This is a genomic window from Streptomyces sp. NBC_01431 (genome assembly GCF_036231355.1).
Taxonomy (GTDB): Bacteria; Actinomycetota; Actinomycetes; order Streptomycetales; family Streptomycetaceae; genus Streptomyces.
In genome coordinates this window covers 4,875,747-4,891,938 of sequence record NZ_CP109496.1, presented here as the reverse complement: position 1 = coordinate 4,891,938, position 16,192 = coordinate 4,875,747, and the positions used below count along the sequence as shown (strand labels likewise).

The 16,192-nt window shown below is 73.3% G+C and carries 11 protein-coding genes; 5 read left to right on the top strand and 6 right to left on the bottom strand.

The window, feature by feature from the left end; genetic code table 11:
- Positions 1 to 12: 12 nt before the first annotated feature.
- Positions 13 to 690 carry a SurA N-terminal domain-containing protein gene (locus tag OG522_RS22530; RefSeq protein ID WP_329464809.1) on the bottom strand — a complete coding sequence of 226 codons (678 nt, stop codon included), beginning with the start codon at positions 688 to 690 and terminating at the stop codon, positions 13 to 15.
- Positions 691 to 938: 248 nt separating this feature from the next.
- Here OG522_RS22530 and OG522_RS22525 point away from each other — a divergent pair, with 248 nt between their 5' ends.
- Positions 939 to 3,440, top strand: coding sequence for a YfhO family protein (locus OG522_RS22525; RefSeq protein WP_329464808.1), 2,502 nt, complete (start codon positions 939 to 941; stop codon positions 3,438 to 3,440).
- Positions 3,441 to 3,591: 151 nt separating this feature from the next.
- On the opposite strand, the gene OG522_RS22520 is transcribed toward OG522_RS22525, so the two are convergent.
- The 3 genes from OG522_RS22520 to OG522_RS22510 all read right to left on the bottom strand — a co-directional run bounded on the left by OG522_RS22520 (position 3,592) and on the right by OG522_RS22510 (position 7,993).
- Positions 3,592 to 5,139, bottom strand: coding sequence for a serine/threonine-protein kinase (locus OG522_RS22520; protein WP_329464807.1), 1,548 nt, complete (start codon positions 5,137 to 5,139; stop codon positions 3,592 to 3,594).
- The gene (locus OG522_RS22515; RefSeq protein ID WP_329464806.1) at positions 5,136 to 5,726 is read right to left on the bottom strand and encodes a hypothetical protein; all 591 of its coding nucleotides are present in this window, start codon (positions 5,724 to 5,726) and stop codon (positions 5,136 to 5,138) included. The genes OG522_RS22520 and OG522_RS22515 overlap by 4 nt, the downstream gene beginning before the upstream one ends.
- A gap of 197 nt (positions 5,727 to 5,923) precedes the next feature.
- Positions 5,924 to 7,993 carry an N-6 DNA methylase gene (locus OG522_RS22510; RefSeq protein WP_329464805.1) on the bottom strand — a complete coding sequence of 690 codons (2,070 nt, stop codon included), beginning with the start codon at positions 7,991 to 7,993 and terminating at the stop codon, positions 5,924 to 5,926.
- A gap of 233 nt (positions 7,994 to 8,226) precedes the next feature.
- Between OG522_RS22510 and OG522_RS22505 the strand changes: the two genes are divergently transcribed.
- Positions 8,227 to 8,952 carry a hypothetical protein gene (locus tag OG522_RS22505; protein WP_329464804.1) on the top strand — a complete coding sequence of 242 codons (726 nt, stop codon included), beginning with the start codon at positions 8,227 to 8,229 and terminating at the stop codon, positions 8,950 to 8,952.
- Between the two features lie 34 nt (positions 8,953 to 8,986).
- Here the strand turns inward: OG522_RS22505 and OG522_RS22500 are convergent, their stop codons facing one another.
- Both OG522_RS22500 and mfd read right to left on the bottom strand, forming a co-directional pair.
- The gene (locus OG522_RS22500) at positions 8,987 to 9,670 is read right to left on the bottom strand and encodes an HNH endonuclease family protein (RefSeq protein WP_329464803.1); all 684 of its coding nucleotides are present in this window, start codon (positions 9,668 to 9,670) and stop codon (positions 8,987 to 8,989) included.
- A gap of 236 nt (positions 9,671 to 9,906) precedes the next feature.
- Positions 9,907 to 13,440 carry a transcription-repair coupling factor gene (mfd, locus tag OG522_RS22495; RefSeq protein ID WP_329464802.1) on the bottom strand — a complete coding sequence of 1,178 codons (3,534 nt, stop codon included), beginning with the start codon at positions 13,438 to 13,440 and terminating at the stop codon, positions 9,907 to 9,909.
- 331 nt (positions 13,441 to 13,771) lie between these two features.
- On the opposite strand from mfd, the gene OG522_RS22490 reads away from it, so the two are divergent.
- From OG522_RS22490 to OG522_RS22480, 3 genes are read left to right on the top strand one after another with little or no spacing between them, the layout of a single operon-like run.
- Complete coding sequence (locus OG522_RS22490) at positions 13,772 to 14,263, top strand: SigE family RNA polymerase sigma factor (protein ID WP_329464801.1); 492 nt, start codon at positions 13,772 to 13,774, stop codon at positions 14,261 to 14,263.
- Positions 14,256 to 14,723, top strand: coding sequence for a hypothetical protein (locus tag OG522_RS22485; RefSeq protein ID WP_329464800.1), 468 nt, complete (start codon positions 14,256 to 14,258; stop codon positions 14,721 to 14,723). The genes OG522_RS22490 and OG522_RS22485 overlap by 8 nt, the downstream gene beginning before the upstream one ends.
- A 15-nt stretch (positions 14,724 to 14,738) precedes the next feature.
- Positions 14,739 to 16,175, top strand: a complete 1,437-nt coding sequence (locus OG522_RS22480) for a DUF2079 domain-containing protein (RefSeq protein WP_443074733.1) — start codon at positions 14,739 to 14,741, stop codon at positions 16,173 to 16,175.
- Positions 16,176 to 16,192 lie beyond the last annotated feature (17 nt).

Genomic DNA, 16,192 nt, shown 5'->3' with positions numbered 1-16,192 from the left:
CCTACCTCCCGCTCAGCCGGTCGAAGCCGAGTCCGGTGGGGCGTCCTGCTGCTCGCCGGGGGCGGTCTGGGGCGGCGCGGCCTGCTTGGCCCTGGCGATCCAGGGGGGCTGGTAGTCGGCGAGCTGGATCTGACCGGCGTTCCAGCTGCCGTAGCGCGGGTTCACGTCCACGCCGAGGTCCTTGGACGCCTTGACCAGCGCGGGCAGCAGGTCCTGCTGGGTGCGGGCGCCGATCGCGGCGGCCAGCTTCTGTTCGGTGACCTGACGCTGGACGTAGGCGTCGATCTGGTCGGGGGCGAGCCCGCCGTTGGTCAGCGCCTGCTCGCGCAGCTGGTCCTCGCCGCCCGTCTGCTGGACCATCGCGGCCCGCGCGTCCTGGATCTCCTTGCGGCTCACGCTCACCCCGGCCTGTTCGGCGGCGTGCGCGAGGACCCGATCGAAGATCATGTTGCTGAGCTTCACCTTGCCGAGCTGACCCGAGTCCTTGATCAGCTGCGCGGACTGCGGGGACTTCTGCTGGGCCGTCCGTACGTCCTTGACCTCGGCCTGAAGTGCGGACACCTCGATCCGCTGCCCCCCGACGACGGCCGCGGCCCCCGGGTGGGCCGTACTGCCACAGGCCGCGAGGAGCGGGCTCGCGGCGAGCAGGGCGACGGAGACGGAGAGCGCGGTACGACGACGGCGGTGCAAAGGAGCCTCCCGGCGGAGCAGATACGTGCGGCGTGGCGACGAACCTTGCTAAGACCTTGCGGTGATCGATGTTAGGCAGTCGGCGTGGCCGGGGCCACTGATTCGCCCAACGATTCGCAACCCCCATCGGTCGCGGGGGTGAAGCCGGGTGAAGCCACGCCGTCCATTGCGTGAACTGAGGCCCCGGGCCGCTGCGTTGCCCCGGGGGGTCCGGCATATTCGACGGCAGCGCACAGCAAAGGACCTCGATGCCGACCCTCGAAGCCGCCCCCGCCCCGACGGTGGCACCGGTGCGGATCGCGCCCGCCCGCCGGCCCCGCACCCGCGCCGCCGCCCTCTCCGCACTGATCACCCTGGTCGCGGTGTGCGGCGCGGACGCCGTCGCCGGGGTGATCCCGCTGGGCTTTCTCCAGCGCCACACCCGCAGCATCAACGATCTGGGCAACCAGTTCATCCCCTTCCACGAGCACCTGTGGGACCTGCTGCACGGCCGCGCCCAGGGCGGCCTGCTCCTCAACTGGCAGTCCGGGTACGGCACTTCGTTCCTGCCCGACCTCGGCACGTATCTGAGCAGCCCCTTCGCGCTGCTCGTCGGGGTGTTCCCGCGCGACCGGATCGACCTCGCCGTCTACGTGATCACCGTGCTGAAGATGGCGGCCGCGGCCGTCGCGATGACGGTGCTGCTGCCGATGCTGCGACCGGCGGCCCGGCACGGCTGGGTGGCGGGGGTGCTCGGCGCCGCGTACGCGCTGTGCGGCTGGTCGGTCCTGGAGTCGACGTACAACCCGATGTGGCTGGACGGCCTGATCGCCTTCCCGCTGCTGTGCCTGGTCGGCCAGTGGGCCAGGACCGGGCGGCGACCGGTGCTCGGCCCACTGGTCGTGGCGCTCGCCTGGGTCGCCAACTTCTACACCGCGTACATGGCGACGATCGGCGCCGGACTCGTCCTGCTCCTCCTTCTGTACGTGGACCGCGACACGGACGGGCGCGGCCGGGTAAGGGCGGTGCTGCGTGCCACGCGCTCGTTCACGATCGGCATCGGCCTCTCGGCGCCGCTCCTGTTCACCATCTATCTGGGTACGAAGCACGCGCATCCGGGCTGGGTGCGGGAGTTCGCGCCGGTGTCCTGGCCGGACTACCTGGCCCGCACCCTGCCCGGCACCTACTCCTTCTCCTCCCCCGCCGTCTTCCTCGGCACCGGCGCGCTGCTGCTCGCCTGCGCGCTCGCCTTCCACCGCGCCGTCCCGCGCCGCGAGCGCTACGCGTGGACCGGCCTCACCCTGGCCGTCGCCCTCTCCTTCCAGTGGAAGCCGACCCACCTGGCCTGGCACGCCTTCGTCACCCCCAACGGCAGCCCCTACCGCCAGACGTTCGTGCTGTGCGGCCTCCTGGTGATCGCCGCCTGGATCTGCCTGTCGTACGGAATCCCCGGGCGCCGGGCGCTGCTCGGCGGGGGCGGTGTGCTCGCGCTCATCGCGCTGGGCGCGGCCTTCAGCGAACTGATCTCGGCGTGGACGTACCCGCTGTTCGCGCTGGGCCTGGTGGCGGCGGGCTGCGGGCTGCTCCTGATGCGGCGCGGCCGGCGCGGGCCGGCGATCGCGGCACTCGTCCTGCTGGCGGGGGCGCAGATCGCGCAGGCGGGCGTGACGGCGGCGTACGGGGACCAGCAGCGGGCCGCGCGGATGGACGGCTATCCCACCTGGGGCCCCGAACACACGGCGCGGTCCGCGCTGGAGGCGGAGGCGTCCGGCTGGCCCGCCCACCGCACCGACCCGGGCCAGCGACAGATCACCAACAACGACCCGCTGCTGCTCGGCGGCGAGGGCGGCGCCTACTACTCCAGCCTCACCCCGGAAGTCCTCAACCGTACGATGACCGCGCTCGGCGGCGGCTGGACCTCGCGCGGGCGGGCGCTGCAAAGCCTGGACAACCCGGTGACCGACGCGATCTTCTCGGTGGGCGCGCGGGTGCGGGTCGCCCAGAAGGGCGGCGACCCCTCGCTGGTCCGGGCCGCCGCGACCCCGCCCCTGGTCACGGTCCGGCCGCCCGCACCGCAACCCGCGTACGGCGGCAACCCGTTCCGCAACCAGGAACTCCTGCTCGGCGCGCGGGTCTACACGACGCGCACCCTCGCACAGGGCTGCCCCGCCGGGACCGAGATCTTCCTGTGGGCGCCGGAACACTTCGGCAGCGCCCGCCTGGGCGACGGGCCGCCCGTCGAGATGCGCGGCGGCGCGCCCAGCCGCCGCGCCCCGCTGATCCCGTTCGGCACCTCGGCCGGGCCGGGCCGCGCCTCGCACATCACACTGACCCCCGCCGACCGCGACGCGGAACTCGGCTGTCTGGACCGGGCGGCCCTGAACCGGGCCGTGGAGCGGCTGCGCACGACGGGCGCCACGAAGGTCTCCGTCTCGGACAGCTCGGTACGCGCCGAACTCCCCGCCGGGGCGGGGGGCACGGCGGTGTTCGCGATGCCCCGCATCGCGGGCTGGACCTGCCGCGTGAACGGTGCGGGGGCGGCTCCCGCCGCCGACTACCTGGGCCTGGTCGCCGTCCCGCTGACCGGTGGGGCCCACACGGTGGAGTGCGACTTCCGCCCACCGGGCCTGCGTTCGGGCTCCCTGGCGGGCGGGGCGGCCCTGCTCGCGCTGGCGGCCGTGGCGGCCTGGGCCCCACTACGCCGCAGATTCCCCACCCCGCCCCTCCCCGACCCCCTCCGCCGGCGTCGTTGGACTGCGCCCAGCCCCTAGCCCCGGGCCTCCGCCCCGGCCCCCGCCCTTCGGACAAGGACGGGCCCACGCGGCCCGCGGACGACGACGGGTTCGGGGGCGCGGGGAACTGCGCCAACGACCAGACCCGGGTCCGCACCCAGAAGCGAACCGACCTCCGCGGAGCGGGGCGTTACGCGCCCCGGACCTCCCGCTGGCGGGCCAAGCCCCGACGGAGTTCCGTCGGGAACGGGTGCTGCACCCCGTACACCCGCTCCGCATCCCACAGCAGCGTCTGAAGCTGCTGGTGGCCCGCCGCGTGGTCGCCGACGGCGAGCAGCAGGTGGCCGATGCGGTGGCGGATGCCGAACGGGCGGGACGGGTCGGTCGCCGCGTACTGCGCCTCGAAGCCGGGCAGCACCGCTCGGTATTCGGCAAGGGCCGCGGCCGTCTCGCCGAGCTGCTCCAGACACTGGGCCGCGTCGTGGCGGAACTCCAGGGCCTGCGGATCGGCGGGGCCCGCCTGCGCCGCCCGGTCGTCGGCGAGCCGGCGCAGCTCGGGCAGCGCGCGCCGGTACTGGCCGTCGTCCATCAGCGTCGCCGCGTACTGCTTGCGCAGGATGCGGACCACGGGCGAGGCCTCGCCGTGCTCGGCCGCGGCGGCGGGCAGGATCGAGCCGAGGATGTCGACGGCCTGGGTGATCCGGCCCTCGCCGAGCAGCCGCTTCGCCTCGTCGACCGCCCCCGCCACGTCGGGGCGCGGCGGTAGCGGCGGTGCCACGGGCGGCGGGACGGCGGCGGGCGCGGGGGTGGCTGCGCGATCCGGCCAGGGTGCGTGCGGGCGCAGGAACGGCCGGGTCGGATCGAGCGGGCCCGAGGGCCCGGCGCCGCCCCGCACCGGGAGCAACGGTGCCAACGTCTCGTACACCTCCTGCGCGGAACCAGGTCTGGCCTGCGGGTCCTTGGCGAGCAGGCGCAGCACGAGCGCTTCGAGGGCCGCGGGCACCTCGGGACGCAGCCTGCGCAGCGGCAGCGGCGGCTCGTACAGGTGGCGGTGCAGGACGCCGAGCGCGGTGGAACCCGCGAACGGGACGTCCCCGCTGAGCAGTTCGTGGAGCAGCACGCCGAGCGCGTACAGGTCGGTGGCCGGGCCGACCGCACCGCCCATCGCCTGCTCGGGCGCCATGTAGGCCGGGGAGCCGATGGGCGAGCCGGTGTGGGTGAGGCGGGTCGTGTCGGAGTCCACGACGGAGGCGACACCGAGGTCGAGGACGGTGACCGTGCCGTCCGGCCTCACCATCACGTTGCGCGGCTTGAGGTCGCGGTGGACGATCGGCACCGCGTGCACCGCCGAGAGCACCGCGCACAGCTGGGCGGCGACGGCCACCGTCCACGGCCAGGGGTACGGGTCGTGCTCGGCGAGGTGGTCGGCGAGGTCGGCGCCCTCGACGTACTGCATGACGAGGTACAGGTCGTCGCCGTCGCCGCCCGCGTCGTACACGGTGACGAGACCGGGGTGGTCGACCTGCGCGGTCACCCGGCACTCGCGCACGAAGCGGCGCCGCAGCTCGTCCGCGTCGCCGGCGGCTCCCGCGCCCGCCATCCGGTCGGGCCGCAGCAGTTTCACCGCCACCCGGCGGTCCAGGCGCTGGTCGTACGCCGTCCACACCTGGCCCATGCCGCCCTGCCCGAGGAGCGTCGCCAGCTCGTAGCGTCCGGCGACGACGCGTCCCGCGGTCACCGGTGGCCGCCCTCGCCGCTGTCCCCGCTCTCCTTGCGCAGGTACTGCGACAGCTCATCCAGTTCGGCGCGGACCCGGTCGATCCGGGGACCGGCCGGGCCGTGCGGCTGCGAGGGCGCGGGGACCGGGGGCCAGTGCGGGGCCGGGGTTTCGGCGTAAGGATTGGCGTACGGCCCGAACTGCGGAGCCGTGGTGTGCGGTATGTGCGGCGGCCCGTATCCCGCGGGCATGCCGTAGGGGCCCGTCGGGGCCGACGGGCGCGCACCGTGGCGGATGTCGGCGTACAGGTAGAACGCGGTGCTGGCCACGGCGAGCGTGAGCAGGCCGATCATCCCGACGTTCATCCGCCAGTCGTTGTCGTCGGGGGCCATGCCGACGAAGGTGAAGAAGACGACATACACGGTCAGTTGGGCCCAGAACAGCGCCCAGTGCGCGCCCCGCCGGGTCACGATCGCGAGACGCAGCAGAGCGGTCCACGACAGCAGGCCGAAGCTGACGAGCGGCAGCAGTGCGAACAGCACGCGCAGCACGACCGTCGCCGCCCCGGAAGGTCGGGGCTGCGGCGGGCCATAGCCGGGGCCGTGCATTGCTGCTCCTGGAACTGGGACGGGTCAGGAACATGAGCGTATACACCGCCTCTGACGGTGGTCCCGGGGATGCCCTTGCCGGTATCCAACCGTCACTCGGACCGGACATCCCGGGCCCCGGCCGGGCGCCACCCGAACCCGGCGGCCTCGACCCCGGGGCGGTCGGCCGGACCCGATGGCCCGGTGCCCGAAAGCCGTCAGCCGGGTCCGACGCTGCCGTCCGTCAGACCGTCGTGCAGGCCCTGGACGAGCTGTTCACCCAGCCTGCTCACGAGGCGCAGCGCGTCCTCGAACTCGGCGAGCGCCCGGAACCGTTCCCCGTAGCGGCGCTGTTCGGCGAGCGGCAGCCGGGGCAGTTGCAGCCTGCGCACATCGAGCCGGGAGGCGGTGGTGGCGTGGCTGCTGGCCTGGCGGTTGTTGGCCGTGCCGCGCAGGAACCCGGCCAGGAACCAGGGGTCGAGGGCGGTGGGTTCGGGCCGCAGGAGCTGGAGGTTGCGGCCGAGGGCGGCGCCCGCGGTAGCCGCGTCCACGACCCGGGCGACGGCCCCGCCGCCGAGCACCGGCACCACGACGTCGCCGGGTTCGGTGAGCACCGCCTCCTCGGCGGGGCCCTCGGGCAGGACGCCCGAGGGAGTGGTGCCGGCCAGCACGTCGTGCTCGGTGAGGACGGCGGGGGCCGGGTGGTCGACGGGCGCGGTGCCCGAGCCGCCGGAGCGCAGCAACAGCCCGCCCGCACGGGCGAGTTCGCCGACGGTGGTGAGCGGACGGCGGGCACCACCGGCGGGGACGGGCCCGGCGGGCGGCGGGGTCAGCTCGGCGGCCTGCCGCAGGGTGGCGCCGAGGCGTTCGCGTACGGCGTCGAGTGCGGCGGTGCCGCCTTCGGCGGCGGGCGGCGGCAGATGGCGGGCCGGGGCCAGGTCGACGTCGTCGTCAAGCAGGTCGATGATCGGGACGCACCGGCTGGCCCCGGGCTGTGCGGCCGCCGTGCCGTCGCGGTCGAAGGCGGTCCAGGCGTCGAGCACGGCGCGGGTGAGCGCGGGCCAGGGCAGCTTGTCCCGGCCGCCGTCCACCGCGAGGCCCTCGATGCCGGAGGTGTCGACCAGCAGCAGTTCGGGGGCGGGCCGCGTGGCGGCGCCCGGCCGCCGCAGCACCCACAGATGCAGGGGGATGCCGTAGGGCGGCGCCGCTCCCGCGGGCAGCGCGACGACCGCGCGCAGGGCGCCGCGGCGCAGCAGGTCGGCGCGGATGCGGCGGCCCGAGCGGCGGGAGGCGGCGGCGGGCGGCATCAGCAGGACGGCGGTGCCGCCGTCGCGCAGCCGGGCCAACGCGTGCTGCACCCAGGCGAGTTCGGATTCGGTGCGGGCGGGCAGGCCGTACTCCCAGCGCGGGTCGTAGGCCAGTTCGTCGTGGCCCCAGGCGCGCTCGTTGAACGGCGGATGGCACAGCACCGCGTCGGCGGCCAGGTGCGGGAAGGCGTCGGCGCGCAGCGAGTCGGCGGCGGCGGTGCGCAGGGCGGCGCGACCGGCGAGCGCGAGCCGCAGTCCGGTGAGTGCGGCCAGGTCGGGGTCGGCGTCCTGGCCGTGCAGGGCGGTGGCCGCGGGCAGCGCACCGAGCAGGGTGCCGGTGCCGCAGGCCGGGTCGAGAACGGTGGCCGCGGGCCCGGCGAGCGCGGCCATCAGCTCGGCGGGGCCCTGCGGGGTGAGCGTGTACTGCCGCGGGTTGGCGTCGAGGTGGCGGCCGAGCAGGAACTCGAAGGCCTCGCGCGCACCGGATTCGGCGGCGAGTTCGGCGACTTGGCGCACCAGGGCGGTGGAGGGGGCGAGTTCGGCGGCGCCGACCGAGCGGGTGTGAACACCGCCGTCCCGGCCGTCCCGGCCGAACCGTTCCTCCAGGACCTCGTCCACCAGCCCCGGCAGCCGCCCGGTCAGCCGCACGTCGTCGAGGGCGGCCAGCTCGTGCCACCGCTCGGCCCGGTCGCGTACGGCGAGCAGGGCGCAACCCGCGTGCGCCAGAGCGGTCACAGGACCGGCGGGATGGCTCACCACGTGCTGCCAGACCCGTTCGCTCAGCGGGACTTCGGCGAGCTTGCCCTGGTCGCGCAGCCACTGTTCGACCTCGGTCAGGGCGAAGGAGGGACTGGTGTCGGTGCCGCCGACGGGCCTTGGGAAGTCACCGTGGCGGCGCCGCCAGTTGCTGACGGCCGCGCGCCCCACCCCCGCGAGCCGGGCGATCCCGGCCGCGGTCACCTCCGCTGCGTGCTCCGGCACTTGGCCCGCTCCCCTCGTCGCCTTGTGTCGCCGAGCCTACCGAACAACTCCCACAACACCCCTTGCGGCCCGTGAATGGTCAAGATCAGGTGAACCACGTTGACTCGGTTCACAAGCTCTGCTCTGATGTGGCGCGACGGTTCACCCGTGCCCGGCGCCACAAAGCCCAGGGCCGCCCGCCGTCCATCGCTTCACCCCGCCCAGCACTACCGCCCCCAGGGGGAGTTCACGCCATGCGCCGCCGCACCATCGCCACCAGCGCCCTGTTCGTCTGTGCCGCCACGGCCCTGACGGCCTGTTCGGGCGGCGGCGCCGGCGCCGCCCCCAGCTCCGTGAAGGAGTCCGCCACCGCCCAGTCGACCGCCTCCGCGAGCCCGGCCGGCGCACCCGAGGCCCCGTACGCGGACCTTACTGGCGGCCAGATATTCACCAACGCCCTCAAGGCCACCCGTCAGGCCACCTCGCTGCACCTGAACGCGAACATCAACGACCCGAAGGAGGGCAACACCAAGCTGGACCTGATGTTGGACGCCAAGGGCGACTGCACCGGAACCGTCGGGGAGGGCAAGGACGACATCGGCATGATCAAGACCGGCAAGATCGTCTACCTGCGGCCGAGCGGCCAGGGCGGCAAGTGGACCAAGTCCAACACCACGTCCGCCGACGCCAAGGACCTGGCGTCCATCTGCGACCTGAAGAACTTCATCGGCGGCTTCCCCGACGAGGACACCGAGGCTCGCAAGGGCGCGACCACCAAGGTCGACGGCGTCCCCGCGATCGTGCTCACCGAGAAGGACGGCGCCGAGAGCTTCACCATGGACGTGGCGACCACCGGCAAGCCGTACCTCCTCAAGATGGTCACCGTGGGCGGCGACAGCCCTGGCACGCTGACCTTCTCGCGCTTCGGCCAGCCGGTCCACGCGGTCGCCCCGCCGAAGTCCTCCATCGCCGCGGGCTGAGAGCCCCTGACGTACCGCCACCACTCCCGGCGACTCAGCCCGCCGGGAGCTGCTGGGTGGGGCAGGTGCCCAGGACCGTCTTCATGGCGGTCTTCTCGGCGTCCGTCAGCCACACGCCGTACTTCTTCTTCACGGCCACCTGGTCCGCCACGTACGTACAGCGGTACGCCGTGTAGGGCGGCAGCCAGGTCGCCGCGTCACCGTCGCTCTTGCGGCGATTCGCGCTCGCGTCGACCGCGATCAGATTGAGCGGATCGTTGGCGAACCGGGTCCGCTTGTCCTTGTCCCACTGCTGGGCGCCCTTCTGCCAGGCGTCCGACAGCGCCACCACATGATCGATGTCGATCTTGCTGGCGCCGCGCTGGAACTGGATGGCCTCCCCTGTGTACGGGTCGTGGACGAGCGTCCCGGACGCCACGTCGCACTTGTCCTTGTACTTCACGTCCTTGAGGTCCCGCTTGAGTATGTCCTCGCGGGTCTGGCAGCCGTTGTGGTCGGTGTCGGTCCAGCCCTTGCCGAACTGGTCGCGGCTGTAACCGGTCTTCGGCGCCCGCCCCTTGACGGTGAGCGAGTCGACGGCGGCGAGCGCGGAACCCGCCGCGCCCGTGGGGCCGGGCGCGCCGCTCGGCCCCTTCTTGGCGTCGCCGCCACCGCATCCGGTGAGGACGAGGCAGGCCGCGAGAGCGGTTGCTGGGAGGGCGATTCGATAGGTACGCATCAAGGCGAGCCGTCCTGGCAGGAGTTGGCGGAACCTCGTAATCCTAGGTAGTCCTACCCGGCGGGCCGCCGGACAATGGTCCCGAAAGGGACAGCCGCCCGGCCTTGATCACCACACTGCGACCGGCGCACGGGACCGGGCGCGGGTCGCACCTCGGAACACCCCGGCGGACACCACGAGGGCGGGCGGCATCGTCGCGACGCCGCCCGCCCTCACACCGGTGGGGCCGGAGTTGGTCAGGAGCCCAGGATCGTGGTGAGGAACTCGCCCGTCCACGCGAGCAGTTCCCGCCCCACCACCGGCTTCCCTCCGATCTTCCCGGCGGTCGGCCGGGGCACCAGGATCTGCCGGGTGGGCGCCTTGATGACCGTACGCGGGTACAGGCGCTTGAGGCGCAGCTCCTGCGACTCCCTCAACTCCACCGGCGCGAAGCGGATGTTGGCGCCCTGGAGCACGATCTCGCCGACCCCGCAGGCCCGCGCCAGCATGCGCAGACCCGCGACCAGGAGCAGGTTCTCGACCGGCTCGGGCAGCTTGCCGTACCGGTCGGTGAGCTCCTCGCGGACCGCCTTGACGTCCTGTTCGGAGTTGGCCGAGGCGATCGCCCGGTAGGCCTGGAGGCGGAGGCGCTCGCCGGGCGCATAGTCGTGCGGGACGTGCGCGTCGACCGGCAGCTCGATCTTGACTTCGAGCGGCGCCTCCTCCTCGCTGGTGCCGTCCATCTGCGCCCGGTAGTCGGCCACCGCCTCGCCCACCATGCGTACGTACAGGTCGAAGCCGACGCCCGCGATGTGCCCGGACTGCTCGCCGCCGAGCAGGTTGCCCGCGCCGCGGATCTCCAGGTCCTTCATCGCCACGTACATGCCCGCGCCCATCTCGGTGTGCTGGGCGATGGTGGCGAGCCGCTCGTGCGCGGTCTCGGTCAGCGGCTTCTCCGGCGGATACAGGAAGTAGGAGTAGCCCCGCTCGCGGCCACGGCCGACGCGGCCGCGCAGCTGGTGCAACTGCGAGAGGCCGAAGTTGTCGCCACGCTCCACGATCAGCGTGTTCGCGTTCGAGATGTCGATGCCCGACTCCACGATCGTCGTGGAGACCAGCACGTCGAACTTCTTCTCCCAGAAGTCGACCACGACCTGTTCCAGCTGGGACTCGCCCATCTGCCCGTGCGCGGTCTGGATGCGCGCCTCGGGCACGATCTCGCGCAGCCGCGCGGCCGCCCGGTCGATCGACTCGACCCGGTTGTGGATGTAGAAGACCTGGCCCTCGCGCAGCAGTTCACGCCGGATCGCGGCGCCGATCTGCTTCTCCTCGTACGGTCCGACGAAGGTGAGCACAGGGTGGCGCTCCTCCGGCGGGGTGGTGATCGTGGACATCTCACGGATGCCCGTCACGGCCATTTCGAGCGTACGGGGAATGGGAGTCGCCGACATCGTCAGCACGTCCACGTTGGCGCGGAGCTTCTTCAGCTGCTCCTTGTGCTCGACGCCGAAGCGCTGCTCCTCGTCCACGATGACCAGGCCCAGGTCCTTGAACTTGGTCTCCGAGGAGAACAGGCGGTGCGTACCGATGACCAGGTCGACGGAGCCGTCCCGCAGGCCTTCCAGCGTCGCCTTCGCCTCGGTGTCGGACTGGAATCGGCTCAACGCCCGTACTACCACCGGGAATTGGGCGTAGCGCTCGGTGAAGGTGCCGAAGTGCTGCTGCACGAGGAGCGTCGTCGGGACCAGGACGGCGACCTGCTTGCCGTCCTGGACCGCCTTGAACGCGGCCCGCACCGCGATCTCCGTCTTTCCGTAGCCGACGTCGCCGCAGATCAGCCGGTCCATCGGGACCGTCTTCTCCATGTCCTCCTTGACCTCGGCGATCGTGGAGAGCTGGTCGGGGGTCTCCGCGTACGGGAACGCGTCCTCCAGCTCGCGCTGCCAGGGGGTGTCCGCGCCGAAGGCGTGGCCGGGCGCGGCCATGCGCGCGCTGTACAGCCTGATGAGGTCGGCGGCGATCTCCTTGACGGCCTTCTTGGCGCGCGCCTTGGTCTTGGTCCAGTCGGCGCCGCCGAGCCGGTGCAGGGTGGGCGCCTCGCCACCGACGTACTTGGTGACCTGCTCCAGCTGGTCGGTGGGGATATAGAGACGGTCGCCGGGCTGGCCGCGCTTGGCGGGCGCGTACTCCACGAGGAGGTACTCGCGGGTCGCGTTCTGCACGGTGCGCTGCACCATCTCGATGTAACGGCCCACCCCGTGCTGCTCGTGCACGATGTAGTCGCCCACCTCCAGGGTGAGCGGGTCGATGGTCTTGCGGCGCCGGGCCGGCATGCGGCCCAGGTCCTTGGTGGCGGTGCGCTGGCCGGTGAGGTCGGTCTCGGTCAGGACGGCGAGCTTGAGCGCCGGCTCGATGAACCCGAAGTCGATGGCGCCGCACGCCACTTGCACGACCGAGGGCGTCAACTCGGCGAGGTCCGTGTCGAGCCGGGCCGCGATGCCCTCGCCGCCGAGGACCTCGACCGTGCGAGACGCCGGGCCCTGGCCCTCGGTCACGTACACCGTGCGCCAGCCGTCGGCGAGCCACCGCTTGGTGTCGGCGAGCGCGCGCTGGGTGTCGCCGCGGTACGTCTCGGGCGCGTGCATGCCGAGCTTGAGGGTGTCGTCGTCAAGGTCGGCGTCGTCCGCGGCGAACGGGGAGACCGACCACCACATCATGCCGAGCTCGCGGGCCCGCTCGCGGACGTCCGCGATGCCCCACAGGGAGGCCGCGTCCACGTCGATGGGCGCCGTGCCTCCGCCGGCGCTCGCCGCCCAGGACGCCTGGAGGAACTCCTGGCTGGTCGCCACCAGGTCGGCCGCCCGGGTACGCACCCGCTCCGGGTCGCATACGACGGCCATCGACCCCTTCGGCAGCACGTCGATCAGCAGCTCCATGTCGTCGACGAGGACCGGGGCGAGGGACTCCATGCCCTCCACCGCGATCCCCTCAGCGATCTTGCCGAGCAGTTCGCCGAGCTCCGGGTGCTCCTCGGCGAGGGCCGCGGCCCGGGTGCGCACGTCGTCGGTGAGCAGCAGCTCACGGCAGGGCGGCGCCCACAGGCCGTGCTCGGCGACTTCCAGGGAGCGCTGGTCGGCGACCTTGAAGTAGCGGATCTCCTCGACGTCGTCACCCCAGAACTCCACGCGCAGCGGGTGCTCCTCGGTGGGCGGGAACACGTCCAGGATGCCGCCGCGGACCGCGAACTCGCCGCGCTTCTCCACGAGTTCGACGCGGGCGTACGCCGCTGCCGCGAGGCCCTCGACGATGTCGTTGAGGTCGGCGGACTGCCCGCTGCGCAGCGCGACGGGCTCCAGATCCCCGAGGCCCTTCACCTGAGGCTGTAGTACGGACCGGATCGGCGCGACCACGACGGCGACCGGGCCCGCCGACGGGTCGTCGCCGCGCGGGTGCGCGAGGCGGCGCAGCACGGCGAGCCTGCGGCCCACGGTGTCGCTGCGCGGCGAGAGGCGTTCGTGCGGCAGCGTCTCCCACGAGGGGTACTCGACGACCTCGTCCGGGGGCAGCAGCGAGCGGAGCGCGGCCGCCAGGTCCTCCGCCTCGCGTCCGGTCGCGGTCACCGCGAGCACCGGGCGCCCTGCCTCGCGCGCCAGGGCCGCCACCGCGAAGGGGCGGGCGGCGGGCGGGCCGACCAGGTCGACGTGCATCCGGTGGCCGTCGGTGGCGGCCTTCACCGCTTCGGCGAGCGCGGGGTCTCGTACAACGGCGTCCAGCAGACCGTGCAGGCTCATGAAGGGCATCCATCCCGGGGAGTGGGCAACGCGAACCGCCCGACACGTCTGACGGGCCGGGGGCTTCCAGCGTACGACGCCCCGCTGACACCCGCCGTCCCGATCGCCCCCGGGGCTGTGCCCCGGCCCCACTTCCTGCCGACTGCCGACCGGCGCCCCTGCAATCGGCTCCGCCGCCCACTGCCGACCGTCCACGGTTGCTCGCGCAGTTCCCCGCGCCTCTCATCGGCTCCGTTACCCACTGCCGGGAAAAAACTTGAGGGTGGCTGTCAACCAGACTGGGGGTAGGGGGCGTATACCCCGTGAGACCCATTCAGGCACGGGAGCCGCATTGACCGACGAGGAGTTCGAGGAGTTCTACGCTCACTCCGTAAAACCGCTGGTCGGGCAGGTCTATCTGATGACCGGCGATCTACAGGAGGCCCAGGACGTCGTCCAGGAGGCGTTCGTGCGGGCGTGGGGCCGCCGGGCCCGCCTGGACGCCGGGGCAGGGCCGGATGCCTGGGTGCGGACCGTGGCGTGGCGGCTCGCCGTGAGCCGGTGGCGGCGCGGCCGCAGGACCGCCGAGGCCTGGCGGCGGCACAGCCACGGCGCCCGGCCAACCGACCCCGAGCCCGACCCCGGCACCGTCGCCATGGTCGACGCCCTGCGCGGGCTCTCCGACCGCCAGCGCCGCGTCGCCGTACTGCACTACGTGTGCGACCTGAGCGTGGACCAGGTCGCACACGAGACGGGCATCTCCGCCGGCACCGTCAAGACCCACCTGTCGCGCGCTCGGGCCGCCCTCGCGCCCCGCCTCTTGGAGGAGGAACACGGTGTCTGACTTCCACGGCTTCCGCCGGGACGAGGAGTCCCTGGCCCGCGCACTGAAGCGGGCCGCCGACGCGGGCGGCCGAGGCATCGTGCCCGAGCCCGCCGAACGCGTCGCGGCCCGCGGACTGCGGCGCCGCCGCCGCAACCTCGCCGCGCTCGCCGCGTGCGCGGTGTGCGTGCTCGCCGGGGGCGGCGCCGCGGGCCTGCGCCTCCAGCAGAGTGCCCCGGCGCTGCCCGCGTCCACCCCCACCGGGGGCTCGCCCGCCCTCCACCACTCCGAGCCGTCACCGGCCTCGGCCGTGCCGGAGATCTCCGACTCCGCCTCCGGGTCCGCCTCCCCTTCGAGAGGCACCCCGAGCCCACTCACCGGCCGCGGCTCCCCCAACGGCCCCTCCCCCGACCCCACTTTCCCCGCCCTGCCGAGCTCCTCACCCTCCGCCGCCCTCACCTCGACCGCCCCCACCCGCTGAGCCAAGGAGCCGCACGTGTCCGGAGCGCTGCTCACCGCGCCCCCATCCCCGCAGCAGACCGGCGAGGAGCCCGCCCGGCGGGCCCGGCTGCCCGGCCGAATACTCCGGCGGCGGGCAGCCGACCCGTATCTGCTCGCCGCCGCACTGTTCATCGCGTACACCGCGCTGTCCGTACTCCGCTACCGGCGGATGCAGACGCTCTCCTGGGACCTGGGAATCTTCGAGCAGGTGGTCCGCGCCTACGCCCACTTCCAGGCGCCCGTCGCCGATCTGAAGGGGCCCGGCACCAACATCCTCGGCGACCACTTCAGCCCGGTCACCGCGCTGCTCGCCCCCGCCTACCGGCTGTTCCCCAGCCCCGTCACCCTGCTCGTCGCCCAGTCCGCGCTGTTCGCGCTGGCCGCGATCCCGGTGACCCGCGCCGCGGCACGGCTGCTCGGGCGCGGCCCGGGTTTCGCGGTCGGCGTCGCGTTCGGCCTGTCGTGGGGGATGCAGCGCGCGGCCGACTTCGACTTCCACGAGATCTGCTTCGCGGTCCCGCTCATCGCCTTCTCCCTTGAGGCGGTGCTGCGCGAACGGCGGCGCGCGGCCCTCCTGTACGCGCTGCCGCTGGTCGTGGTGAAGGAGGACCTGGGTCTGACGACCGCCGCGCTCGCTGTCGTCGTCGCGGTGCGGGCCCGGCGCGCCTCGCCGCGCGCCGTGCGGTGGGCCATGGTCGTGGCCGCGTTCGGGGCGGTGGCCGCCCTGGTCACCTTCACCGCCGTCATACCGGCCTTCAACTCGGCGGACACGTACGACTACTGGAGCAAGATGGACGGCGCGGGACCGCTGGCCGCCGGGGACACCAAGCTCCGCACCCTGATCTGGATCCTGCTGCCCACCACCGGCCTGCTCGCGCTGCGCTCCCCGCTGCTGCTGGCCGCGCTGCCCACCATCGGCTGGCGCTTCCTGTCGTCGGACGACCACTACTGGTCCACTGACTGGCACTACAGCGCGGTCCTGATGCCCGTCCTCGCGCTCGCGCTCGCCGACGCGGCGGCCCGCGCCCGCCACAGTCCGCGCCCCTGGCTGCGTTCGTACGGCCGCAACCTGCCGGTCTGCGCGGCGACCGCGGCACTGGCCCTGACGCCCTCACTGCCGCTCGCGGCGCTGACCGAGCCGGACACGTACCGCAGAAGTCCCCAAGTGGCCGCCGTGGAGCGCCTGTTGGACCGGATCCCGGACGGGGCGACGGTGGAGGCGGACGTCGGGCCGATCGCCCGGCTCACCTCTCGCTGCCGGGTCTTCTGGGTGGGCGACACCCGCCAGGTGACCCCGCGCTACATCGCGCTCGACAACGGCGACGGCTGGGCGGGCGACCCCGTGCAGTACGCGAGAACGCTGCACCCCGGCGCCCGTTACACGGTCACCGGGGTGGCGGCGGGATACGTGGTGCTGCGCCTTCAGGCCTGACGGAGCGGGCTTACGGC

What these genes read in the sequence shown, in the direction of transcription:
- OG522_RS22525 (WP_329464808.1), top strand. Translation starts at nt 939, where the DNA reads ATGCCGACCCTCGAAGCCGCCCCCGCCCCGACGGTGGCACCGGTGCGG.
- OG522_RS22515 (WP_329464806.1), bottom strand. Translation starts at nt 5,726, where the DNA reads ATGCACGGCCCCGGCTATGGCCCGCCGCAGCCCCGACCTTCCGGGGCG.
- OG522_RS22505 (WP_329464804.1), top strand. Translation starts at nt 8,227, where the DNA reads ATGCGCCGCCGCACCATCGCCACCAGCGCCCTGTTCGTCTGTGCCGCC.
- OG522_RS22500 (WP_329464803.1), bottom strand. Translation starts at nt 9,670, where the DNA reads ATGCGTACCTATCGAATCGCCCTCCCAGCAACCGCTCTCGCGGCCTGC.
- mfd (WP_329464802.1), bottom strand. Translation starts at nt 13,440, where the DNA reads ATGAGCCTGCACGGTCTGCTGGACGCCGTTGTACGAGACCCCGCGCTC.